Annotated in this window: 19 protein-coding genes and 1 pseudogene; 10 read left to right on the top strand and 10 right to left on the bottom strand. The window is 65.7% G+C overall.

Annotation, left to right across the window (positions count from 1 at the left end; all coding sequences use genetic code 11):
• Nucleotides 1-113: 113 nt before the first annotated feature.
• Together AM2010_RS08235 and AM2010_RS08230 are read left to right on the top strand one after the other, a co-directional pair.
• Nucleotides 114-845 carry a cytochrome c oxidase assembly protein gene (locus AM2010_RS08235; protein WP_047806666.1) on the top strand — a complete coding sequence of 244 codons (732 nt, stop codon included), beginning with the start codon at nt 114-116 and terminating at the stop codon, nt 843-845.
• The gene (locus tag AM2010_RS08230) at nt 842-1,513 is read left to right on the top strand and encodes a cytochrome b (RefSeq protein WP_047806665.1); all 672 of its coding nucleotides are present in this window, start codon (nt 842-844) and stop codon (nt 1,511-1,513) included. The genes AM2010_RS08235 and AM2010_RS08230 overlap by 4 nt, the downstream gene beginning before the upstream one ends.
• 13 nt (nt 1,514-1,526) lie before the next feature.
• On the opposite strand, the pseudogene AM2010_RS14535 reads toward AM2010_RS08230, so the two are convergent.
• Nucleotides 1,527-1,790 (bottom strand): annotated as a pseudogene (locus AM2010_RS14535) (c-type cytochrome); the annotation flags it as partial.
• A 500-nt stretch (nt 1,791-2,290) separates the two neighbouring features.
• Here AM2010_RS14535 and AM2010_RS08220 point away from each other — a divergent pair.
• The 4 genes from AM2010_RS08220 to AM2010_RS08205 are packed head-to-tail and all read left to right on the top strand — an operon-like array spanning nt 2,291 to nt 6,341.
• A complete protein-coding gene (locus tag AM2010_RS08220) occupies nt 2,291-2,572 on the top strand; it encodes a c-type cytochrome (RefSeq protein ID WP_236699526.1) in 282 nt (93 codons plus the stop codon).
• On the top strand, nt 2,553-3,515 hold the full coding sequence (locus AM2010_RS08215; RefSeq protein WP_047806662.1) for a cytochrome c oxidase subunit II: 963 nt from the start codon (nt 2,553-2,555) through the stop codon (nt 3,513-3,515). The genes AM2010_RS08220 and AM2010_RS08215 overlap by 20 nt, the downstream gene beginning before the upstream one ends.
• Entirely contained in the window at nt 3,512-6,052 is a 2,541-nt protein-coding gene (locus tag AM2010_RS08210) for a cbb3-type cytochrome c oxidase subunit I (RefSeq protein ID WP_047806661.1), read from the top strand. Before AM2010_RS08215 ends, AM2010_RS08210 begins: the two co-directional genes overlap by 4 nt.
• 7 nt (nt 6,053-6,059) lie before the next feature.
• A complete protein-coding gene (locus AM2010_RS08205; RefSeq protein ID WP_047806660.1) occupies nt 6,060-6,341 on the top strand; it encodes a hypothetical protein in 282 nt (93 codons plus the stop codon).
• On the opposite strand, the gene AM2010_RS08200 is transcribed toward AM2010_RS08205, so the two are convergent.
• The 6 genes from AM2010_RS08200 to AM2010_RS08175 form a co-directional block, all read right to left on the bottom strand.
• Nucleotides 6,338-7,381, bottom strand: a complete 1,044-nt coding sequence (locus AM2010_RS08200; RefSeq protein WP_047806659.1) for a sodium:calcium antiporter — start codon at nt 7,379-7,381, stop codon at nt 6,338-6,340. The two genes, AM2010_RS08205 and AM2010_RS08200, sit on opposite strands and share 4 nt — an antisense overlap.
• 3 nt (nt 7,382-7,384) lie before the next feature.
• Entirely contained in the window at nt 7,385-8,113 is a 729-nt protein-coding gene (locus AM2010_RS08195; RefSeq protein WP_047806658.1) for a ZIP family metal transporter, read from the bottom strand.
• Between the two features lie 24 nt (nt 8,114-8,137).
• Entirely contained in the window at nt 8,138-10,540 is a 2,403-nt protein-coding gene (locus AM2010_RS08190) for a membrane-bound PQQ-dependent dehydrogenase, glucose/quinate/shikimate family (RefSeq protein ID WP_047807818.1), read from the bottom strand.
• Between the two features lie 127 nt (nt 10,541-10,667).
• Nucleotides 10,668-11,837 (bottom strand): acyl-CoA dehydrogenase family protein, encoded by a 1,170-nt coding sequence (locus tag AM2010_RS08185; RefSeq protein ID WP_047806657.1) that lies wholly within the window; start codon nt 11,835-11,837, stop codon nt 10,668-10,670.
• A 17-nt stretch (nt 11,838-11,854) separates the two neighbouring features.
• On the bottom strand, nt 11,855-12,724 hold the full coding sequence (locus tag AM2010_RS08180; RefSeq protein ID WP_047806656.1) for an alpha/beta fold hydrolase: 870 nt from the start codon (nt 12,722-12,724) through the stop codon (nt 11,855-11,857).
• Between the two features lie 16 nt (nt 12,725-12,740).
• On the bottom strand, nt 12,741-14,009 hold the full coding sequence (locus AM2010_RS08175) for an acetyl-CoA C-acetyltransferase (protein WP_047807817.1): 1,269 nt from the start codon (nt 14,007-14,009) through the stop codon (nt 12,741-12,743).
• Between the two features lie 102 nt (nt 14,010-14,111).
• On the opposite strand from AM2010_RS08175, the gene AM2010_RS08170 reads away from it, so the two are divergent.
• The 3 genes from AM2010_RS08170 to AM2010_RS08160 are packed head-to-tail and all read left to right on the top strand — an operon-like array spanning nt 14,112 to nt 17,210.
• Nucleotides 14,112-14,873 carry a crotonase/enoyl-CoA hydratase family protein gene (locus AM2010_RS08170; RefSeq protein ID WP_047806655.1) on the top strand — a complete coding sequence of 254 codons (762 nt, stop codon included), beginning with the start codon at nt 14,112-14,114 and terminating at the stop codon, nt 14,871-14,873.
• Between the two features lies 1 nt (nt 14,874).
• Nucleotides 14,875-16,023 (top strand): CaiB/BaiF CoA transferase family protein, encoded by a 1,149-nt coding sequence (locus tag AM2010_RS08165; protein ID WP_047806654.1) that lies wholly within the window; start codon nt 14,875-14,877, stop codon nt 16,021-16,023.
• A 23-nt stretch (nt 16,024-16,046) separates the two neighbouring features.
• Entirely contained in the window at nt 16,047-17,210 is a 1,164-nt protein-coding gene (locus tag AM2010_RS08160; RefSeq protein WP_047806653.1) for an acyl-CoA dehydrogenase family protein, read from the top strand.
• Nucleotides 17,211-17,259: 49 nt separating this feature from the next.
• Here AM2010_RS08160 and ribB read toward each other — a convergent pair whose 3' ends face one another.
• Entirely contained in the window at nt 17,260-18,540 is a 1,281-nt protein-coding gene (gene ribB / locus AM2010_RS08155; protein ID WP_047806652.1) for a 3,4-dihydroxy-2-butanone-4-phosphate synthase, read from the bottom strand.
• A 215-nt stretch (nt 18,541-18,755) separates the two neighbouring features.
• Here ribB and AM2010_RS08150 point away from each other — a divergent pair, with 215 nt between their 5' ends.
• Nucleotides 18,756-19,430 carry a response regulator transcription factor gene (locus AM2010_RS08150; RefSeq protein ID WP_053044008.1) on the top strand — a complete coding sequence of 225 codons (675 nt, stop codon included), beginning with the start codon at nt 18,756-18,758 and terminating at the stop codon, nt 19,428-19,430.
• A 76-nt stretch (nt 19,431-19,506) separates the two neighbouring features.
• Here AM2010_RS08150 and AM2010_RS08145 read toward each other — a convergent pair whose 3' ends face one another.
• Nucleotides 19,507-22,200 (bottom strand): TonB-dependent receptor domain-containing protein, encoded by a 2,694-nt coding sequence (locus AM2010_RS08145; protein ID WP_047806651.1) that lies wholly within the window; start codon nt 22,198-22,200, stop codon nt 19,507-19,509.
• Between the two features lie 116 nt (nt 22,201-22,316).
• Entirely contained in the window at nt 22,317-23,882 is a 1,566-nt protein-coding gene (locus tag AM2010_RS08140) for a hypothetical protein (RefSeq protein WP_047806650.1), read from the bottom strand.
• Nucleotides 23,883-23,975 lie beyond the last annotated feature (93 nt).

Genomic DNA, 23,975 nt, shown 5'->3' with positions numbered 1-23,975 from the left:
AGGGCGGCCGGGTCGACGATCCGGCCGCCCTTCGTTCGTCTGGGAGTAGAGCGCAGCGGTGACCGGACAGGTCCACCCGGACCCACTTCCGCTTTCGCGCGTTCAACCTTGCAATGGTTGTGTCTCCTCCCGCGTGGCATCCCTATTGCGGCGTTGCGCCGGTGCCTGCCGCATGGTGGGAAAGCTGGAATTTCGATCCCGTGCTTTTCGCCGCCATCGCCATTGCAGGCATCGTGTGGTGGCGCCGCGCCGGTCACCTCCGCGCCGCCCGCAAGCCGGCGGCAGCGGCGCTGGCCGCCGTGCTGCTGTTGTTTGTCACGCCGTTCTGCGCGCTGAGTTCAGCCCTGTTTACCGCCCGCGTGGTTCACCATGTCCTCCTGGCCACGCTGCTCGCCCCGCTGCTGGTCGCGGCGTTCGACATGCGCCGTGTGTCCGGATCGCTGGCCGGGTGGACCGCGATTCAGGCGCTTGTCCTCTGGGCCTGGCATCTTCCGGCGGCCTATTCCGCGGCGCTTTCCAGCGACGCGGTATTCTGGGCAATGCAGATTTCGATAACGCTCAGCGCAGCATTGTGGTGGGCCAGGGTGTTGCGTGCCGAAGCGGGGGCGGCCGTTCTGTCGCTGCTGGCAACGATGGTGCAGATGGGCCTCCTTGGCGCTATCCTCACGTTCGCGGGGCGCGCTTACTACGCGCCGCACTGGCTCACGACGCAGCCCTGGGGGCTTTCCCCGATGGAAGATCAGCAGATCGCCGGGATCATCATGTGGGCGCCTGCCTCCGCCATTTACCTGCTGTGCGCGCTGACGATCCTGTACCGTTCCTTCGCGGCGGAACCAGCCCGATGATCCGCGCGCTGCGCGACTGGGCGGAACGTTATCGCACCCGGGGCAAGTACACGCCCGTGGGGGTCGCGTTCCACTGGCTGATGGCGGGCGTCGTCATATACCAGCTTTTCACTGGCTGGATGATGCAGCGCAATCTGGTCGGTGCAGACAAGCTGGAAGCTTATGCCGATCACAGCCAGGTCGGCCTGACTCTGCTGCTGTTCGGCGGGTTGCGCCTGACGTGGCGGCTGATGGTGCCGGGGCCGATCAACGATGCGGACGAGCCGGGCTGGCGGGCGAGCACGGCCCATGCAATCCACGCCGGATTTTACGCCCTGTTCGTGATCGTTCCAGTGTCCGGCTGGATCATGTGGTCGGCAATCCAGCCAGCGCGCCCACTGTATCTGGCAGGGATCGTTCCCGTCCCCGCGATGCCGTTACAGACGCTGAGCACGCAATGGCAGTTTCGCCTGCTCGATCTGGCGGAAGATGTTCACGTCGTCGGCATCGTGGCCCTGACCCTGCTGGTTCCCGCTCACGCGGTCGCTGCGATCAAGCATCACTTCTGGGATCGGGACGATGTGTTCGAAGGCATGCTGCCGGAGGTGCCGGACGATTTCGGGCATCCGTCAGGCGCGCGCTATAGTCCGAAAGAGCCGCGGCCTCGCGCTCGTCCAGACGGTGACTGATGCGGGTCATCGTGCCTTGCGGATCGCCGTAGCGCTCGCCCGTCCGCCAGCGCCGCAGCTGGCGTTCGAGATAGCGGGCGGGCTGGCCGGCAAGCGGGGGATTGCCGTGGCCGACGCCCTGGCCGTCATCACCGTGGCAACTCGCACAGGACGGCAAGCCGCGCGCCGGTTCGCCCTGATGATAGAGGGCGGCGATGTCCGGCGCGCAGTCTTCTGGCTGCCCATCCGAATACGCTTTCGCAGGGATGGGCAAGGCGGCATAATACTCGGCCAGCATAACACGGGCATTATTGTCGAGCTTGCCGGCAATCCATTGCATATGTGCATCCCGCCGCTGCCCGCTGTCATAGAGTTCCAGCTGGCGCACGAAATAGCCCGCGTCGAGGCCTGCGATCCTGGGAACCCGAGCGCCGTCGCCCGCACCATCGAGGCCGTGACAAGTCACGCACGCGCCCGCCGCGCCAGCCGCGCCCCCGCTCAATGCCACCAGTTCGCCGCTGGCGCTGAACGCGCTGGGTTGCGGGGCAATGTCGGCGCAGGCAGCCACTCCCGCCGCCGCCGCGAGGATGACGGCCGACCTGGCGACGGCGCTGTTGACGGGCAAAACCATGCCTTCCGGGAACATGCGCCGGGGCGCACGGTTCCCATAGTTATGCGGGGTGGTGCGACATGATAACCGGCGAACAGGCCTTCAGGCACGCTGCGGCAGTCGCTTGTGCGATTACTCTCGTTGCTTGCAAGCAGCCGCCGGCGTCGCGCTATACATTCGATTCCGCCTTGCGCGAGCGCGGCCGCGAAGTGATCGAACGGGCCGGCTGCGCCGCCTGCCACGAAATACCCGGGATCGATTGGCCCCAGGGCCGCACCGGACCGCCGTTGTTGGGATTCGACGATGTCGGCCCGATCGCCGGGGCGCTGCCCAACAATCCCGCCAACCTCGCCCGGTTCGTGCGCAATGCGCCGGCAGCGAAGCCGGGCTCGACGATGCCCGCCATGCCGATTTCCGAAGAGGAGGCCCATGCCGTGGCCGCCTATCTCTATGGGCTCGACAGTGTTTGAGGCGCTGTGGGGCTGGCCGCCGCCGGTGTTCGATCCGGCCGGGCCATATGCCGAAAGCGTGACCACGCTGGCCTGGGTACTGCTGGGTATGGGCGTGGTGGTGACCGCGATCGTCGTCATCGCGCTGTGGGTGGCGCTGCGCGGGCCGGTCGCGCTCAAGCGCAAGCTGGGCGGGGAGCGGACCGTGTGGATCGGCGGGGTTGCCTTCCCCGGCGTTGTCCTGACCGCGCTGCTCGTCTGGGGCCTGACGCTGACCGCTTCGCTGACCGACGACATTACCGGCGATGAAATGCGCGTTCGGGTGACCGGGGAAATGTGGTGGTTCCGGGTCGAGTACCTCGATGAAGACGGCAATGTCCTGGTCGCCGACGCGAACGAACTGCACCTTCCAGTGGGCGAGCCTGTGGTGCTGGAACTGCAATCGGCCGACGTGATCCACAGCTTCTGGGTGCCGCACCTTTCGGGCAAGAAGGACATGATCCCCGGGCGCACGACGCTGTTGCGGGTTCAGGCCGACCGGCGGGGCCGCTTCGGCGGGGTCTGCGCCGAATACTGCGGCGGCCCCCATGCCCTGATGGGCTTCGTCGCGATCGCGCATGAGCAGGACGATTTCCGCACGTGGCTGGCCGACAGGGCGCGGCGGCAGACCGCCGGGGCCGCGCCGGGTGGCGACAACGGCCGCCAGCTGTTCATGGATAGCGGCTGCGCGGCCTGTCACCGCGTGGCGGGGACCGATGCCAACGGGCTTGCCGGGCCGGATCTGACCCACGTCGGCAGCCGCCAGACGCTGGGCGCGGGGATCCTGCCCAACAATCGCGGCACGTTGATCGGCTGGATCGGAGACAGCCAGTCGATCAAGCCGGGCAACCGGATGCCCAGTTACGACATGCTTTCGGCCAGTGAGCTGGAAGCCATTGCGATCTGGCTCGAGCAGCAGAAATGAAGTCCGAAACCGGCTTCGACCACGATCTTTACCGGCTTTTCCCCACGCATCGGCCGCGCCCGGAAGGCGAGGTAGAGGAACTGGAGCGGATCTGGGACAATCCCAGGGGCTGGGGCCTGCTGACCGTCGTCAACAACAACTACGTCGGGTTCTTCTACGTCGCGACCGCGTTCCTGTTCTTCCTCCTCGCGGGGATCCTCGCGCTGGGGATGCGGGTTCAGCTGGGTGCGCCCCTGCAGGAATTCCTGCCGCAGGAAACCTACAACCAGTTTTTCACCATGCACGGCACGGTGATGATGTTCCTGTTCGCCGTGCCGATGGTGGAGGCGATCGGGATCATGCTGCTGCCGCAGATGCTGGCCGCGCGCGACCTGCCGTTTCCGCGGCTTTCCGCCTACGCCTTCTGGGCCTATTTCGTCGGCGGCCTGTGCTTTTTCGCCTCGCTCTTCGTCGGGCTCGCGCCCGATGGCGGATGGTTCATGTACCCCCCGTTGACCTCGATCGCCTACAGCCCGGGGATCAACACCGATTTCTGGCTGCTGGGGATCGGCTTCATCGAAATCAGCGCGATTGCCGGCGCGATCGAGATCATCGTCGGCGTCCTGCGCACGCGCGCGCCGGGCATGACGCTCGACCGGATGCCGATGTTCGCCTGGGCCATGCTGGTCTTCGCGGTGATGATCGTCATCGCCTTTCCCAGCGTGATCCTCGGCACCCTGCTGCTGGAGCTGGAGCGGGCGTTCAACTGGCCTTTCTTCGATCCCACGCGCGGGGGCGACCCGCTGTTGTGGCAGCACCTGTTCTGGTTCTTCGGGCACCCGGAAGTCTATATCATCTTCCTGCCTGCGGCCGGTTTGATGAGCATGATGGTGGCCACCGTCGCGCGGACCCCGCTGGTGGGATACCGCCTGAACGTGCTCGCCCTGGTGGCGACCGGGTTCATCAGCTTCGGCGTCTGGGCGCACCACATGTTCACCACCGACATGCCGCGCGTATCGGCCGGCTATTTCAGCGCGGCGAGCATGGCGGTCAGCCTGCCTGCGGGGATTCAGGTATTCTGCTGGATCGCGACGCTTGCGGCGGGCCGGATACGCTGGTCGGTGCCCGCGCTGTTCATCGTCGGCTCAATCCTGATATTCGTCATGGGCGGGCTGACGGGCGTGATGGTCGGCATGGTCCCGTTCGACTGGCAGGTCCACGATACATACTTCATCGTCGCGCATCTGCACTACGTGCTGCTGGGGGGCATGGTCTTCCCGATGTTTGCCGCGTTCTATTACTGGAACGGAATGACCAGCCGCAATCCGCTTTCCGAAAGGCTGGGGCGGTGGGTCTTCTGGCTGATGTTCACCGGCCTGCACGTCACGTTCCTGCCGATGCACCTGACCGGCTTCATGGGGATGCCGCGCCGGGTCTATACCTACCTGCCCGACCGGGGGCTGGACCTGCTGAACCTCGTTTCCACCATTGGCGCCTTCACCATCGCGGCCGGGGTCCTGCTGTTCCTGATCGACCTGGCGCGCAATTTCCGTTTCACCACCGGTCACGACGCCGGGAACGTCTATGGCGGGGGGACGCTGGAATGGCTGCCGACCGGGATGTATTCGACCCGCTCGATCCCGCTCGTCCGCAGTCGGGAGCCGCTGTGGGACGATCCGGCCATCTGCGACGACGTGGCGCAGGGGCGCTATTTCCTGCCCAACAGCGCGACGGGCCTGCGCGAAACGATCATCACCTCGCCGGTCAATGCAGAGCCGCAATACATGCAGCTCATGCCCGGGCCTTCGCCCTGGCCGGTGGGCGCCGCGGCGTTCACGGCGTTCTTCTTCCTCTCGCTGACGGTCCAGGCCTATGCCTTCGCCTGGTTCAGCGGGGTGGTGGCGACGGTCTGCGTGCTGCGCTGGCTGTGGGAGACCGACCGGCCGATCGCCCAGAAAGAGGCCGACATCGGCGCCGGCATCGTCGTTCCCATTTCGGTGACGGGCCCGCGCGGCCACGGGTGGTGGGCGCTCAACACGCTGATGGTCGTCATGGGGATGATCGCGGCGATGGGCGCGTTCAGCTATCTCTACCTCTACGGCATTTACCCCGAGGTATGGATCGACGCGCCGCCGCTGCGGCAGACCGCGCTTGTGGCCGCACTGCTCGCCGCAGCGATGATCGCGGCGCGCCTCGCCCGGCACCTGCTGTCCCGCCACGAGGCGGGCGTCTTTCCGGGGCAGGGCCCGTGGTTGACGGCAGCGGCCAGCGCGGCACTGACAGCCGGTGCGCTCTATCTCGACGTTACGGGCTGGCAGGTCGCGGGCTTGGCCCCGGCCGACAGCGCGCAGGGGGCAACCGTCTTCGCGATGCTGGCATATCAGGGATGTCTCGCGGCAGTGGGGATCGTCATGGCGCTCTATCTCGGCCTGCGCAGCGGCCGCGGTTTGCTGACGACACCGGCCAATGTGACGATGGACGTGGTCGGCCGATTCCTGTTCTTCGCGGCGGCGCAAGGCCTTGCGCTCAGCCTGCTCATGCGGACGATACCGGGATGATGGCCGCATGAACCCGCAATTCTTCAACCGGCTGGACTGGGTTGCCCTGGGGGGTGCCTTCGCCATCTGGGCGGCGCATTTCATGATCGCATGGTCGATCAGTTCGATCTTCCCGGACCAGCCCATCGTGCTGTGGCTGGTCGCGGCGCTGACGCTGGCCGCGTTCGGCGGGCTGGCGGCGCTGTGGCGTTGGCGCAAGGTCGAAGGTCCGGCATCGGTCGCCGGCCTCGCTATCGTGATGGCGGCGGTAGGCGTGGCCTACGATTTCCTGCCGGCCCTGATGGCCTAGCCCGAAACGATTCCGCCGAGGATCGCCGCCATTCCCGCGGTATAGACGACGAGGACGGCGATACTGTCGTATCCCATGCGCAGCCTTGCCTTGTCGCGCCGTTCGACCAGGCCGATCATGACCAGCGCGGTCAGCAGGACCCCGATCAGCGCCGCTGTCATCGACGCGCGGTCCACCTGCTGCAGCACCGGCGGGCCGGGATCAAGCATGTCCACCAGCAGGATCAGGACGACATCGAACATGTTGCCGCCCAGGATGTCGCCGATCGCCAGCTCCGCCCGGCGCAGGCGCACGGCGGCAATGGCGGTGCTCAGCTCGGGCAGCGAGGTGGCCAGCGCCAGCAGGGTCAGCCCCATGATGCCGGTATCGGTGCCGTTCTGTTCGGCCAGGCCTTCGGCGGCGAGCGTCACGACCGTGCCGCCTGCGAAGATCGCCGCCGCGGCCAAGGCAATGGCCAGGGCCAGGCGCATGTTGCCGATCGCGGGCCGCTCTATCGCGTCCTGCTCGACGCGCGCCTCCGTCGCTGGGACCCAGCCGCCCGCCGCCACTTCGCGGTTGAGCTGCGAAAGGCTGAGGACGTAGACCACCGCGATCAGCACCGGGAAGAAGCCGACGCTGCCCAGCGGCAGTTCCCAATCGCCGATCATCACCCCGATCGCGGCCAGGACCAGCAGGACGATGCTGATCCCCGCATTCAGGATCGTGCGCGTGCCGGGAACCATGCTGGTCAGCGCGCTTTTGCCGACGAACAGGTCGGCCAGCGCGATCACGACCACCTGGAAGGCGATGCCGCCCAGCAGGTTATTGACCGCCATGGCCGGATTGCCGGACAGCGTGGCGACTGTCGTAGTCGATATTTCGGGCAACGAGGTGACGGCGCCCAGCAGCAGCACACCGATGACGGCCTGCTCTATGCCCGAACGCTGCGAAACCTCGTCCGCATAGCGGGCCAGCCGCGCCCCGGCGAACCATACGGTGGCGGCCCCGGCGATAAACAGGGCCGCAAGCCAGACGAGCGGCAGGCTGGTCAGGTCGGGCACGGTTCAGGCCCCGAGATAGGCGGACATCAGCATCAGCAGAACGAAGCCGGCGGCAAAGGCCGGGCTGGAAAGCTTGCGCGAGGTGCCGGGGGCATCGGCTTCGGGCACCAAGTCCTCGATGGTCGCGGTCAGCAGCAGCCCGGCGAAGAGCGCGAGGACGAAGCCCGAGAGCGCGGCGCTCGCCCCGTCCAGCACCAGAAACCCGGCCAGCGCGCCCGACAGCGGGGCAAGGGGGAAGGCAAGGGCGGCCAGCAGCCGCTTGCGCACGGCGACATTGCCCGATCGCAGCGCCGCCGCGATCGCGAAGCCCCCGGGCAGATTGCCGAGGACCTGCGAAGCGGCGAGCAGGAGGCCGAGATCGGCCGCCACCGCGCCTCCGCCCCCGGTCATCAGGCCGTCGGTGAACAGATCGACGGCTATGGCGGTATAGGCACCCCAGACGAAACCGCCCGAACCCTGCTTGCCGCCCCGTACGCGGCGACTGAGCCTGACCAGGAGCACGGAGACGAGCGCACCCGCGACTATGGCGATCGCCAGCAACCAGATCGCGGCGCGGTCCTGCGCGCGGGGGACCAGTTCGATCGCGGCAACCGCGGTCGCAATCCCCGCGGCCATGTGCAGCGCCGCGCCGGTCAGCCAGGGTGGCGGCTTGTGCCATTCGGCAAGGCCGAAGCCAGCCAGGCTGCCGACTGCCGGCAACAGGGCGAGCAGGAGCGCGATCTCCAGCGTCATGCGGAACCTTCGTCCGCGGCGCCGCTATTCGCGGGGAAGGGCATAGGCGATCAGTTCGTCCCCTACGGGGGTTTCCATGAAATGGTGCCCGCCGGCCATGACGACGACGTATTGCCGGCCATTCGCCTCGTAAGTGATCGGGGTGGCCTGGCCGCCCGCGGGCAGGACATCCTGCCACACGGTCTCGCCGGTTCGCAGGTCGATCGCGCTGAACAGGTTGTCGGTCGTCGCGGCGATGAAGATCAGCCCGCCCGCGGTGACCACACTGCCGCCGTTGTTGGGCGTCCCGATATCGAGCGGCAGCATCGAGGGGATGCCGAAGGGCCCGTTGCGCCGGGCGGTGCCGAACGGTCGGTCCCAGATCGTCTCGCCGGTTCGCAGGTCGATCGCGCGGATGCCGCCATAGGGCGGTTCCTTGCACAGCAGGCCGGTGAAGGGCAGCCGCCAGCCGGCGTTGACGTCGATCGCATAGGGCGCGCCCATCTGCGGATCGCCCGCGCCCTCCGCGCCGCTGCCCATCGCCCCGCCGCGCGCCGAACCGCGCGGGGCCCAGCCTTTCGCGTCCGCCTCTTCACGCGGGACCAGCCGGTTGTAGTTGGGCATGTCGTTGTAATTGGCCACGATCACGCCGCGCACCGGATCGATCGCGATCCCGCCCCAATCGGAACCGCCATTGTAGCCGGGATACTGGATCCAGCGCCGGTCGGCAGTGGGGGGCGTATATATCCCGTCGTAGGCGGCGCGGCGGAACTGGATGCGACAGGCGAGCTGGTCCAGTGGGGACATGCCCCACATGTCGCGCTCTTCCAGTCGCGGCCGGGCAAGCGTGTGGAATAGCGAGAAGGGCTGCGTCGCCGTTCGTTCGGCCGGTTCCACGCCGCCCTGGGGCACGGGGCGTTCCTCGGCCTGGGTCAGCAAGCGGCCCGTGCGCCGGTCGAGGACATAGATGTCCCCCTGTTTGCTGGCGAGGACGACTGCGGGGATGCCACCCGGCAGATCGATCAGCGTCGGCTGCGACCCCAGATCGTAATCCCACACGTCCTTGTGCACGGTCTGGAAATGCCACCGCGGGCGCCCGGTTTCGGCATCGAGCGCCACCAGCGCAGTGGCGTAGCGGTTTTCCGCCTCGGAGCGGCCGCTGCTGTAGTAATCGCCCGCAGAATTGCCCATCGGCAGATAGACGAGGCCCAGTTCCTCGTCGGCGGAGGCCATCGTCCACATGTTGGGCGTGCCGCGGGCGTACATGTCGCCGCCTTCGGGACGGCCCTGACGCTCAGGTGCGTCCATGTCCCAGGCCCAGGCCAGTTCGCCAGTCGTTGCGTCGAACGCCTGGATCGCGCCCGAAGGTGCGTCGAGCTTCTGTCCGTCGAGAACCTGATGCCCGGTCACGATATTGCCGCGGACCACGACAGGGGGCGAGGTGATCGAGACCATGCCGGGTACGACCGGACCCATCCCCTGTGTGATGTCCACCGAACCGCCATCGCCGAAGCCGGCGCAGGGCCGCCCGGTGCGCGCATCGACCGCGATGATCCGGGCATCCAGTGTCCCCTCGATCACCCGGCTGGCGCAGGGGGCTTCGGGGTCGCCGCTGTCCGCCTCGTGATAGGCGACCCCGCGGCAGGCGGCGGTATAGGGGATCCAGTCTTCCGAGACGCCGGGGTCGTGGCGCCAGATCTCGCGCCCGGTCGCCGCATCCAGCGCGATCAGGATATTGGTGGCGGAACACAGGAACAGCCGGTCGCCGATCTTGAGTGGGGTCGTTTCGGCGCCATAGCTGTTGTCGTTCATGTCGGCGGGCAGGTCGCGCGTGTGGGCGACCCACGCGCGTTCGAGCCGATCGACGTTTTCCGGGGTGATCTGGGCGAGGGTGGAATAACGCTGCGCTTCGGCTGTTCCGCCATAGGCGGTCCACTCGCCCCTAGCGGCGGGAAAATCGCCTCCGGCGGCGAAATCGGCGGCGGGCAGGGCACCTGCGGTTCTGCTGCCGGACTGGGCGACGAGGAAGAAACCCCCGCCCACTACCAGAAAGGCCACGGCTGCCAGCGCACTCGCCCCACCCCAGCCGAAGGGGCGGCGATGCATCAACGGCGCGACGAGGATGACGAGGATCAGCAGAACCGCCGGGCCGACGATACGCGGTACGAGCGGCCATGCGTCGAACCCTGTCTCCCACAGCGCCCAGCCGACAGTTGCGAGAAACGCGAGGGCATAGAGCGCGACGCCGGCGATCCGGCCGCGCGCAATCAGGATTCCGCTGATACCCACCACCAGCCCGGCCAGAAGGTAGTAAATGGATCCGCCCAGCGCGGCGAGCCAGGCCCCGCCTGCGAAGAGCGCCAGCCCGAGCAATGCGAGCAGGAGGCCGAGCACGATCGCCGCCCAGTGCGGCCGATCATGTTGCCTTCCGGTGGTGGCGTCGTCCATCGTTCGCTTCTCCGTGCCCCGGGAGGGTTCGCGCACGTGCGAGATGGTTTGCGCAGCCACAGCCCGCTGCCATGCGCCTCTGCTTACGGTAATGAGCGCGGGGAGAGGCGGTTCCGCGAAGAGCGGATCAATAGCTGCGCGGCATGTCCAGAACGTGCTCGGCAAGGTAGGACAGGATGAGATTGGTGGAGATCGGGGCGACCTGGTAGAGGCGCGTTTCGCGGAACTTGCGCTCTATGTCGTATTCCTCGGCGAAGCCGAACCCGCCGTGCGTCTGGATGCAGGCGTTGCCCGCTTCCATCGATGCATCGGCGGCGAGCATCTTGGCCATGTTGGCTTCCGCTCCCATCGGCTTGCCTGCTTCGTAAAGACGGGCGGCCTCGCGCACCATCAGTTCCGCCGCGCGCATGTTGGCATAGGCCCGAGCGATGGGGAAGGCGACGCCCTGGTTCGCGCCGATCGCGCGGCCGAACACCTGGCGTTCCCCGGCATAGGCGGCGGCCTTGCGGATGAACCATTTGGCATCGCCGACGCATTCGGCGGCGATCAGCGTGCGTTCGGCGTTCATGCCCGACAGGATGTAGCGGAAGCCCCTGCCTTCCTCGCCCACCAGCGCGCTGGCGGGGATACGCATGTTGTCGAAGAACACTTCGGTCGTGGCGTGGTTCATCATCGTGCGGATGGGGCGGATGGTCAGCGACTTGCCCGCCACTTCGCGCATGTCGACGATGAATGTCGAAAGACCATCGGTCTTCTTCGCCGCGTCCTCGCGCGGGGTCGTGCGCGCCAGCAGCAGCATCAGATCCGAATGTTCGGCCCGGCTGGTCCAGATCTTCTGCCCGTTGACGACATATTCGTCCCCCTCGCGCACCGCGGTGGTGCGCAGCGCGGTCGTGTCGGTCCCGCTGGTCGGCTCGGTAACGCCGAAGGCCTGCAGGCGCAGCTCGCCGCTGGCGATCCGGGGCAGGTATTGGCGTTTCTGTTCTTCCGATCCATGCCGCAGGATCGTGCCCATGATGTACATCTGCGCGTGGCATGCGCCGCCGTTGCACCCTTCGGCCTGGATCGTTTCCAGGATCGCGGCTGCGGCGGAAAGGCCCAGGCCCGAACCGCCGTATTCTTCCGGGATCAGGACGGATAGCCAGCCCGCTTCGGTCAGCGCGGCGACGAAATCGCTCGGGTATTCGCGCGCGGCATCCAGCCGCCGCCAGTATTCGCCGGGAAACTGCGCGCACAGGCGGCGCACCCCTTCGCGGATCTCGGGGAAATCCTCGCTGTCGTAAGGGCTCAGGTCCATGGGCTATTTGCGCGCGATCACAGGAACGCGCGCAGTTCCTTCAGAAAATCGGGGAAGCGGTCGTGATGAACCCAGTGCCCGGCGTTGTCGTAGGCGCTGACCGTGGCATTGCGGAAGTGGCGGATGCGACCGTCCTTCTCCGGGTTCGAAGCCCAGCTGTCGTTGCCGTAGATCAGGCGCGTCGGGCACTCGATACGCTGCCACAGCGCCTCGATCTGCGGGTAGGGCATGTCTTCGGGCGGCCAGGCGTGGAGGTGCGGATCGAACTTCCAGCTGAATGTCCCGTCCTCGTTGCGCATCACCGCATGCTGCGTGAGGTGAACGGCCTGTTCCTTCGACAGATAGCTGTTCGCCTCGTGCATCCGGCTCAGCGCATCGTCGAACGTGGCATAGCGTCGCAGCTGGCGCGCGGCGGCGTCGCGCTTCTTGTCGAAATACTCGCCCCAGATCGCTTCCGGCCCCAGTGCGTCGCGTTCGGCCTGCCGTTCGGGTGAGGGGCCAAGCCCTTCGATGGCAACGATCTTGCGGACCTTGTCCGGGTAGAGGCCGGTAAAGCGCAGCGCGACATTACCGCCCAGCGAATGGGCGACGATGGTGACCGGCGCGAGATCGTTGAGCAGGACCAGCTGCGCCAGATCGAAGACATAGCCCATGACCGGGTAATAGCCGGTCCGGCTCCACCCGCTGTCGCCATGGCCGCGCAGGTCGGGGCAGATGACGTGCCAGTCTTCGCGCAGCGCCTTGGCCGTCCAGTCCCAGCTGCGGCAATGATCGCGCCCGCCGTGAAGCAGGATCAGTGGCGGTGCCTCCGGGTTGCCCCAGTCGGCGTAGTGAAGCTTGGTGCGCTGCGAGATGTAGCTGCGCGATACGGGTCCGATCAGGTCCATGGGCCGTGCGCTATCCTCAATCGACGAAATCGTCGACCCGTTCGATCACGACTGCCGGGGCCATGCCGCCGGCGGCGCACATCGTCACCAGCGCATAGCGGCCGCCAATCCGCTCCAGTTCATCCAGGGCGGTGCCGATCAGGATCGAACCCGTCGCCCCGATCGGGTGGCCCAACGCAATCGCGCCGCCGTTCACATTCACCTTGTCTTCCGGCAGGTCGAGATCGCGGATGAACTTGGCCGCCACGACGGCAAACGCCTCGTTGATTTCCCACAGGTCGATGTCGTCCCTGGTGAGGCCAGCCTTGGCCAGGACTTTCTTCGCCGCGGGAACCGGCGCGTTGAGCATCAGGGTCGGATCGTCGCCCTGGTTCGCGGTCGCGACGATCCGCGCGCGCGGTTTCAGCCCGTGGGCCTGGGCATAGTCCTTGCCCGCCAGCAGAACGGCGGCGGCGCCATCGACCACGCCGGAGCTGTTGCCCGCGTGGTGGAAATGACGGATTTCGAGGTCGGGATACTTCTGGTTGATCAGCCCGGCGAAAGTCGTGCCGTTCGCATCCAGCGGCGTGCGCGCGATCTTCTCGAAACTCGGCTGAAGCTCTGCCAGCCCTTCGGCCGTGGTCTGCGGGCGGGGAAATTCCTCCCGCTCCAGCACGACGTTACCGTCGGCATCGGTCACTGCAACCAGCGACTTGTCGAACCGCCCCTCTTCGATCGCGCGCGCCGCATTGCGCTGGCTGCGCAGGGCGAGGACGTCCAGCTCCTCGCGGGTGAAGCCTTCGATCGTCGCGATGGCATCGCCGCACACCCCCTGGTGGCTCTGCGGATGGACCTGCTGCAGGCGTTCGTTGCCCGAACCCATGCCCAGCGGCATCAGGCCCGCCTGCATCTCTTCCTGCATGGAGGATGCGGTATAGCTCATCATCTCGGTCCCGCCGGCAACGACCAGATCGGCCATGCCGCTCATCACTTGTGCCGCAGCGAGGTTAACGCTGGTGATCCCGCCCCCGCAGAACCGGTCGAGCGTCATGCCCGAACTGGTGACGTCATACCCCGCGTCGAGCGCGGCCATGCGGCCCAGATCGCCGCCCTGCTTGCCCTTCTGCGTGCTGGTGGACCAGATCACGTCGTCGACGTCTTTCGTGTCGAGCGCATTGCGCTGGGCGATCGCGCTCAGCACAGTGGCGGCCAGATGCTGAGGATGCATGTGCGCCAGCGCGCCCTTGCCCACCTTGCCGACGCCCCGCGGCGTGCGCACCGCATCGATGATATAGGCCTCTGGCATGGTCGCGATCTCTCCATCTCTTTTCGGAATCGGGTTGACGTATGCGTAAGGCTTGGTCAGCAAGGGCGCAAGAACAGTTTCGATAAGAAATGGAGTGAGAGGATGAGCGATGAGATCCTGACGGAGGTGCGCGACGGTGTGCTGATCGTCACCATCAACCGGCCCGATGCGAAGAACGCGATGAACAAGGCCGCGGCCGAAGGGATCGCCGCGGCGATGGACCGGCTGGATGCGGAGGACGACTTGCGGGTCGGCGTGCTGACGGGGGCGGGCGGCACGTTCTGTTCCGGCATGGATCTGAAGGGTTTCCTGCGCGGGGAATCGCCGATGATCGAAGGGCGCGGCTTCGGCGGCGTCGTCCAGGCTCCGCCCAAGAAGCCGCTGATCGCCGCGGTCGAAGGTTATGCGCTGGCCGGCGGGCTGGAACTGATGATCGCCTGCGACCTGGTGGTCGCCAGCGCCGGGGCGCAGTTTGGCATTCCCGAGGTGAAGCGCGGGCTGGTCGCGGCCGCCGGCGGGGTCATGATGCTGCCCGACCAGATTCCCGAACGGATCGCGATGGAACTGGCCCTGACCGGCGATTTCATCGACGCCGCACGGGCTTACGAACTGGGGCTGATCAACCGCGTGGCCGATGGCAGCGCGCTCGACGCCGCGCTCGATCTCGCGGCCCGGATCGCGGCCAACGGCCCGCTCGCGGTGCGCGTTTCGAAGCAGATCGTGCGCGAATCGCGGGCCTGGCCGATGGACGAACGCTATGATCGGCAGGGCGCGCTGATCGGCCCGGTCTTCGTCAGCGAGGATGCACGCGAAGGCGCCGCCGCCTTTGCCGAGAAGCGCAAGCCGAACTGGAAGGGCAAGTAGGATGGCCGGCCCGCTGAACGGGCTGCGCATCGTGGAATTCGCAGGCATCGGCCCCGGGCCGTTCTGCGGCATGATGCTGGCCGACCACGGCGCCGAAGTGATCCGGATCGACCGCGCGAGCGGATCGCGCGGCGGTTCGCAACCGGTGACGAGCAAGGACGTGCTGGCGCGCGGGCGCAGGTCGATCGCGATCGACCTGAAAAGCGCGGAGGGCGTCGCCCTTGCGCGGCGCCTCTGCGCCAGTGTGGACGGGTTGATCGAAGGGTTCCGCCCCGGCGTGATGGAGCGGCTGGGGCTGGGGCCGGACGAGCTGCTGGGCGACAATCCGAAGCTCGTCTATGGCCGGATGACCGGCTGGGGCCAGACGGGCCCCTACGCCCCCTATGCCGGGCACGACATCAATTACATCGCGCTGGCCGGTGCGCTGGCCCATTTCGGCCGGGCAGGGGAAAAGCCGACCCCGCCGATCAACATGGTCGGCGATTTCGGCGGCGGCGGGATGATGCTGGCTTTCGGCATGGTGGCCGCCCTGCTCAATGTCGCGCGCGGCGGGGAAGGGCAGGTTATCGATGCGGCGATGACCGATGGCACCGCAGTGCTGATGGCGATGATCCACGGGATGAAGAACATGGGCGTCTGGTCGGAAGACCTGGGTGCCAACATGCTCGATACCGGGGCGCACTTCTACGACACGTACGAAACGCGCGACGGGAAGTTCGTTTCGATCGGCAGTATCGAGCCGCAGTTCTACGCCGAACTGCGCCGGATCGCCGGACTGGAGAACGATGCCGAATTCGATGCCCAGCACGACCGCGCGCGCTGGGGCGCGCTGAAGGACAAGCTGGCCGCGCTGTTCAAGACCAAGACGCGCGACGAGTGGGACGCGCTGATGGAACATACCGACGTGTGCTACGCCCCCGTCCTGAGCATGAGCGAGGCGGCACGCCACCCGCATAACCTTGCGCGCCAAGCGTTCGTTGAGGTTGGCGGCGATATCCAGCCCGCGCCCGCGCCGCGCTATTCGCAAACAGCCCCTGCCACCCCGCCGCCCGCGCCCCTGCCGGGCGACGACAGCGACGCGATCCTGCAATCGCTCGGCCTCGATGCCGGGGAGATCGCTGGCCTGCGCGACAGCGGCACCGTCGCCTGACTGTTTCGAGAGGAGAATCCCCAATGCCCGTTATCGACGTTCCCGATCCGGAATTCATGCAGGACGAGGAGATCGCCGTGTTCCGCGATGCGGTCGGCAAATTCTTCGAACAGCACGCCCCGGCCAAGCGGGTCGAAAGCTGGCGCGAGAATGGCCAGGTTGACCGCGAGTTCTGGCAGGAAGCCGGCGCGGCCGGTCTGCTGGGCATGACCGTGCCGGAAGAATACGGCGGCCACGGCGGCGATTTTCGCCACGATCTGGTCGTCCTCGACCAGCAGGCGGCAAAGGAAGTCGATGGCTTCGCCAGCTCGCTGCACAATGTCATCATCCTGCCCTATATCGTCCGCCACGGGACGGAGGAGCAGAAGAAGCGCTGGCTGCCGCGGCTCGTTTCGGGCGAATTGATCAGCGCGATCGCGATGACGGAGCCGGGCGTCGGCTCCGATCTGCAGAACGTGGCCACCACCGCGGTCAAGGATGGCAACGGATACCGGATCAACGGGGCCAAGACGTTCATTTCCAGCGGGCAACTGGCGAACTTCATCGTCGTCGTCGCCAAGACCGATCCGAACGAGCGGGCCAAGGGCATCAGCCTCATGTGCCTCGAAACCGAAGGGGCGGAGGGGTTCCGTCGGGGCAAGAAGCTGGACAAGGTAGGCATGGACGCCGCCGACACCAGCGAGCTGTTCTTCGACGATGTCCACGTGCCGGCCGACAACGTGCTGGGCGGCCAGGAAGGGCGCGGGTTCTACCAGCTGATGGGCGAACTGCCACAGGAACGGCTGGTGATCGCGGTCGGCGCGATGAGCACGATCGAAAAGGCGCTCGATACCACAGTCGAATACGTCAAACAGCGCAAGGCCTTCGGCCAGACGATCTGGGACTTCCAGAACACGCAGTTCGTTCTCGCCGATCTCAAGGCGCGCGGCACGGCGGCCAAGGTCTTCCTGAACGATTGCATCGCCAAGCTGCTGCGCGGCGAACTGGACGTGACGACCGCCTCCATCGCCAAGTACTGGCTGACCGAGCTGCAGGGCGAAGTGGTGGACAAGTGCCTCCAGCTCCACGGCGGCTGGGGCTATATCAACGAATATCCGATCGCGAAGATGTTCCGCGACAGCCGGGTTACGCGGATATTCGGCGGGTCGAACGAGATCATGAAAATGCTGATCGCGCGTTCGATGTGATCGCGCGGGCGCCCCGGGCCTGTCGACGGCCCGGGGCACCCGTGACGGTTCAATCGGGGATCGGTTCGCGCCCGACGACCTTCAGGCCATATCCTTCGAGGCCCACGACCGTCCGCTCGCTATCGGACATCAGGACCATCTCGCTCACCCCGCGATCGACCAGGATCTGTGCGCCGATGCCGTAATCGCGCAGTTCGCCGTCAGGGTGGGGGTGGCGGCCGATTTCGGCCTGCAGCATTTCCGGCCGGTCGGGCATGATGACCACGATCAGGCCCGAACCGCGCTCCCCGATTGCCGCCATGGAGCGTTGCAGCTGGCGCTTGCGCACGCCCGACTGGCCCAAAACGTCGTCGAAGATCGAAATCGCGTGCATCCGCACCAGCGTCGGCTGCTCGGGATCGACATGCCCCTTCTGCAGCACGACGTGGGTCGCGCCGGAAACCTTGCTGCGATAGGTCATCGCGCGCCATTCGCCGCCATAATCGGATTGCAGCGTGCTTTCGCTGACCTGTTCCACCAGATGATCGTTTCGCAGGCGATAGGCGATGAGATCGCGGATGGTCCCGATCTTCAGGTCGTGGCGGCGGGCGAAGGCGATCAGGTCGTCCATTCGCGCCATAGTGCCGTCTTCGTTCATGATCTCGCAGATCACGCCCGACGGATTGAGCCCGGCGAGGCGCGAAATATCCACTGCGGCTTCGGTATGGCCGGCCCGGACCAGAACCCCGCCATCGCGCGCGACCAGCGGGAACACGTGGCCGGGGCTGACAATGTCTTCCGGCCCCTTGCCGGCGTCGATAGCCACGGCGATCGTGCGCGCCCGGTCAGCGGCGGAAATGCCGGTCGTCACGCCTTCGCGCGCCTCGATCGACACGGTGAAGGCGGTCTGCATCGATTCGCGATTGTTCCGGCTCATCGGTTCCAGCCCGAGCCGCTCGACCCGCTTGCGATCGAGCGAAAGGCAGATCAGGCCCTTGCCGTGGCTGGCCATGAAGTTGATCGCCGCCGGGGTGGTCATCTGCGCGGGGATGACCAGATCGCCTTCGTTCTCGCGATCCTCATCGTCGACCAGCACGAACATGCGCCCATTGCGCGCTTCGTCGATAATCTCCTCGATCGTTGCCAGAACCGGCCGGTCATCGTTTTCGCGGAGAAAGGTGGCCAGCTTGTCGAGCGTTTCGGAAGTCGGATTCCAGCCTTCCTCCCCGCAATCGCGCAGGGTATTGGCGTGCAGCCCAGCCGCACGCGCGATACCTGCGCGAGACATGTTCCCTGAAGACACCAGATCCTGGATCTTCTGCTTGATCGTTTTTGCGCTTAGGTCCGACATGCCGGGTGAGATACACATCACGATGTGATTCTGCAAGTGTATCGACACATCACAATGTGAGGGCGTGGCGATTTCGGGGTGGTTTTCGGGTTGTGGATCGCTTGCGACCGCAGATCGCGACAATTCGGCCGTGGCGGCGTGAAACGACAAGGTTATGTCACCAACCCGTCATAAGAGCGCGGCACTTCATCCCCGAACAAAGGGGACAGCCGGGCGTGGGCGTCATCAACATATTTCTAACGGCTGACATTGCCGACACGATCGAGGAACTGGAGCACGACGGGACACGCTTCGTGTTCGCGCGGCTGTATCCCGACGGGCCGCGCCAGCTTCTGGAAGGTCCGATGTGGGCCTTCATCGACTGGGTGATGGACGATCTTGCCGGGCTGGAGATGTGTCGTCGCCTTCGCGCCGATGCTCGCACGGCCGATGCGCATGTCACGATGGTGCTCGAAAACGACGATATCGACGATCGGCGACGCGCGTTGCGGGCGGGGGCGGACGATTACATGATTGGTCCGCTGGATCGCCGTACCGTGCTGGATCGTGTGCTGGCCCTGCAATCGCATCAGCAGCGACGCCATTCGGCGCAGCGGCTGGAAGTCGGGGAACTGGCGATCGACATGGCTGCGCTGCAAGCTCGCTGGGCCGGGCGCCCGATCCAGTTGCGGCCCAACGAATTTCGCCTGCTGCGCTTCTTCGCCGAAAACCCCAACCAGGTTCTGTCACGGGCCGAACTGATTGCGGGGCTGGGCAAACTGGAACCGCCGATCGACGAGCGGACTGTCGACGTGTGGGTCGGCCGCTTGCGCCGCGCGCTCCGCACGGCGGGCGCGGACAGTCCGCTGCGCACCGTTCGATCGCTGGGCTACGTTTACGACGTCGTCTGAATCTACTGCACCGCTGCAAATGAAAAGGCCGCCCCGACGAGGGCGGCCTTTCCGTTTGATGGCCAGTGGCTCGGGGTCAGAATTCGGTCGATAGCGACAGCGCGAAACTCTGGCCGACTTCGTATGTATTGATTTCGATGCGGTTGGTCCCGTTGGACTGGAATTCGTAGTGGTCGCGCCCGAAGATATTGCGCGCTTCCAGCTTGAGTTCGACGGGAACGCGGAACAGGTCCAGTTCCTGCCGATAGACGAAATCCACCCGCAGCCCCGGATCTTCCACGATATCGGGAAGCGAGCTGGTGCCGCGGGCAGTGACCCGCTCGCTGGCGTAGGAAAACAGCATGGTGAACTGCTGCAGTCGGTCCAGATCTTCCAGTCCGAACTGGAGGTTGAGCAGGTGATCCGACTGGCCCGTCAGCGGCACGCCGTCGCGGAAATAGTCTGTCGCCGGTCGTTCGCCGCCCGGGAAGATCAGCGTCACGTCGTCTGGCGCAACGTCGATCTGGGAGTCGGTATAGGTGTAGTTCGCCACCGTCACGATCCGCTTGGTTTCGAACCAGCCACCCCAATCGAGCAGGTCGTAGTTGTACTGAAACTCCAGCTCCGCCCCGGCCAGGGTGGCGCTTGGCGCATTGGCGAAGCTGGCCACCTGAACGTTGTCGGAGAACGATGAGTAGATTTCGATTGGGTTCTCGATTTCCTTGTAGAACCCGGCGATCGAAACGCGGTTGCCCTGGCCGAAGTAGTATTCGAGCCGCCCTTCGTAGTTCGTCAGCTCGCTGTCGATCAGGAACGGATTGCCGTTGAACTGGCGTCCGGTTTCCGGGTCGTAATATGTCTGGAAGATCAACTCACGAAACTGCGGGCGGGCGATGGTCTTCGAGGCGCTGACCCGCGCCTGAAGCGAATCGGTCAGTTCCCACGTCAGCGTGCCGGCCGGCAGATAGTAATCGTTTTCGAGCAGCGTCGAACTGCCCGAGTTCGTCGGCGCGGCAAAGACTTCTACCGGATTGACCTGCTGTGTCGCCTCTTCGTACCTGACGCCCAGATCGAGCGTCAGACCCTGGATCGGATTGAAGCGCGTCTGCACATATCCGGCATGAATTTCGAGCCCGGCCGCAAATGCTGGATCGGATTGCGTGCTCTCGATCAGACCGATGTCGTAGTAATCGATGATCGCATCGCCGAGGAGAAGATCGGGGCGGAGTGCGCCGACGGCGTCTTCGAACCCGGAATCCGCATCGAACAGGAATTCCCTGCGCTCGGAGTAGCGATCGGTATCGGTATAGGCGTAGCCCGCGGTAAGGCGCAGCCAGTCGGTCAGGGCGTACCCGACGTCGATCCCGCCGTACCACAGTTCTTCCTTGAGTTGGGAGAACGCGACCGAAGCGCTGCCCCGCTGCCGGTCGAGCGAGTTGATGAACAGATCGCCCAGCGGGTCGTTCTCGTTGTTCGTGCGGACATACGTGAAGCTGTATTCATAGGGCGCTTCACGGCGCGTCTCCGCGTATCCGCCGCGCAAGTCGACATCGAGATCGCCGAACTTCAATTCGGCGACCAGCTGGCTGTCGAGCAGCTGCCGTTCGTACCAGGCGGTATCCTGGATGAACTGGGTATCGCCATCGAGAAGATCGTCGCCGAGCGAATGCCGCGTCTGCTTCAACGAGTCGCGAATATAGAGGTTGGTCCAGCGGATGCGATGGTCGTCCACTTCGAGCCCGAAGCCGAGCAGTCCGTTCACCAGCATCCGGTTGTCGGTCACGAAATCGCGGAAATCGGTGCTGAGGTCGAGGTCTGTGTTGATCGCGGTCTGCGAGATGATCGAGCGGTTGCGCCACTTGTTGCTGATGCCGGCGGTGGCGACGACGCCGAACTGCCCATCGCCGAAGATCGGGAAGGACGTGCCGGCGGTGAGGCCTGCCGACCAGTTCACCGGAAGTTCTTCGACCTTCTGCGTCACCACCAGGTTCGGATTGCCGAGCTGTTTCGCGATCGCTTGCTGATCGACCTCCAGATCGCTCATCCGCAGACCGCTGGCGAAGAAATCGCGCAGGGCGGGCGGGGTATCGCGGGTGCCGTCATCGAACCCGAACCAGTCGAAATCGGAACCGTAGTAGTCGTTTCCGGTCGAAAAGGTGGTTTGCTCGTCGCCGCTTATGCCGGCGCTGATCTTGATGAAGCTCTCATCGGGAATGGCGCGCGTCGTCAGGTTGATGACACCGCCGCCGAACTCGCCGGGGAAATTGGCGGAATACGTCTTCTGAACGAAGCTGGACGCGACCACGTCGGTCGGGAAGAGGTCCAGCGGTACCACGCGGCTCAGGGGCTGCGGGCTGGGGAGCGGCATCCCGTTCAGCAGCGCGAGCGAATAGCGATCGCCCAGGCCGCGAACATACACGAAGCCCTGTCCCTGTACCGAAAGGCCGGTCACGCGGCCCAGGGCGCCCGCAATGTCGCCTTCGCCGGTGCGCGCGATCTGTTCGCTGGTGAGCACCGAAACGACTTGGGTCGAGCTGCGCGTTACGTCGCGCGTGCGGCGGCCCGTGACGATGATCTCGCCGCCACCGCCGGGAATGGATATCTCCGCTTCGTCCGCGGGCCTTTCGACGTCGCCGGCCTGGTCGGCCGGCTCCGCCTCGTTCTCTGATGCAGAAGCTGCGTCGGCGCCCGTATCGGGAGAGCCAACGGTGCCTTGCGCCAGAGCGGCACCAGGGAAAGTGAGAGCGGTGGTGAGCAAAAGCAGCCCCGCCAACTGCTTGCCGGTGGACATGATGGGAAGCCCCCTTCGTCTAGAAGTCCGAAAAACGTGCGGCGGGCACAGGGCCCGAAAATGGGTGGGGAGGCGGCCCGCCGAAAAGCGAGGCACCTCCCCCCTTCATCGCCCGATCAGTAGATCGGCAGCGAGGTGCAATCTCCGGTGTTGGTCCCGAAGTTCGCCGTCGCCGAGTTGCAGGTCCAGCCCGCGTACCAGGTGTCGGCATCGTCGCGCACCGCGCCGATGTAGTTGGCGTTGTCGAAGAAGCTCGACAGCGCGGTCGGGTCGAACGCCGTCACGCCGCTTTCGTTGGCTCCGTTGACGAAAGTCATCGCCAGGGTGCTGGTGAAACCGGCGTTGTTGTTCGTGCCGGCATCGTAGATCGCCTGGGCGTCAGCCGCCGAAACGCCGTTGCTGCCGTTGCGGAACCCGGTGGCGCAATCCATTACGAACGAATTGAACACCGGCGGGCCGACATCGTCGAGACCGCCATTGGCCGCACGGGTGGTTTCGGTGTCGTCGATGCGGATGCACGGGGTGGAACCGGTCGCGTCGACCAGCACCGAGTTTACGATCGCATAGTCAGCACCACCGCGAATGCGGATCGCCTGGTCGCGAACGGCGCCGTTATAGATGAACGTCGCGTTCGAGATCTGCGTGTTCTGACGCGGCGTGTTCTCGATATTGGTGTTGGTCGAATCCGCTTCGATGATTGTGTCGCCGGCGTTGGCGCGGCTGATCGCGATCACGTACTGCATGTTCGCCTTTACGCCGGTGTCGGTGTCGAGCGCGTCGTCTTCCGCCCCGACCACGATCAGGTTCTTCAGGTTCACGTGGCCGCCGAAGAATTCCACACCGTCGTCGGAGCTGTTGTAGCTCATGATGTGGCTCAGCTCGGTGCCGGTGCCCGTGCCGCCGGTGGTCAGCGATTGCAGTTCGTTGTTACCCGAAAGGACGAAGCCCGAATAGCGGATCTGCACGTAGCTCATAGTGCCCGAGCTGTCATTGTCGGTAGCACCGCCGTACAGCGCAGTGTCTGTGGCACCTTCGACCTGGCGCTCGCAGTTCACGGTGCCCGGCGTGGTGTTGGGGCCTGAACAATCGGTAATCGGAGCGCGTCCAGCAAGAACAACGCCGCCCCACTGGCCGGACGAGTTCTCACCGTTGATCCCCAGCACGTTGTCGCGGCTGGTAAAGATGATCGGCATGTCCTCGGTGCCGACCGCATTGATCTGGTTGCCGCGGTTGACCATCAGGAACGAGGAACCCGTGGCGTAGAACATGGCGCCCGGTTCGATCGTCAGGGTCACGTCCGTATCAGCGTTGGAAGCGGTCGGGCCGCCATCGGTGCCGACGTCCACGCGGCCGTCCATGAAGTACAGGAGCCCTTCGACATAGGGCAGGGTCGAGGACGCGTTGAAGCGCTCGGGCAGTTCGCAGATGCGGTATTCGCCGGTCGGGCCGCTGATCGTGCCGCCGTCGAGCAGACCCTGCGGGTCGGCGATCGTCGGGCAGCCTGCGGCCGGCGAAACGGTCGCGGGCGGCGGCGGGGGGGGCGGCGGAGGCGGCGGGGGCGTTGCGGGCGGATTGATGATCACATTGCCGCCAGTGCCCGGCGAAGAAATCTCGTCGGCACCGCAGCCGGCCAGGATGGCCAGGCCGCAGCCGAGAACGATAGAACGTTGAATGGTTTTCACAGCGAGCGGTCCCCTCAAAAAACCGAGAATCGATTGGTCGCGAATTCGAGATCGCGATCTGCCGAGTAGGACCGTGGCGTGACACTTTCTTTG

It is taken from the genome of Pelagerythrobacter marensis (assembly GCF_001028625.1).
GTDB classification, from domain to species: domain Bacteria; phylum Pseudomonadota; class Alphaproteobacteria; order Sphingomonadales; family Sphingomonadaceae; genus Pelagerythrobacter; species Pelagerythrobacter marensis.
This window is presented reverse-complemented; position numbering and strand designations above follow the sequence as displayed.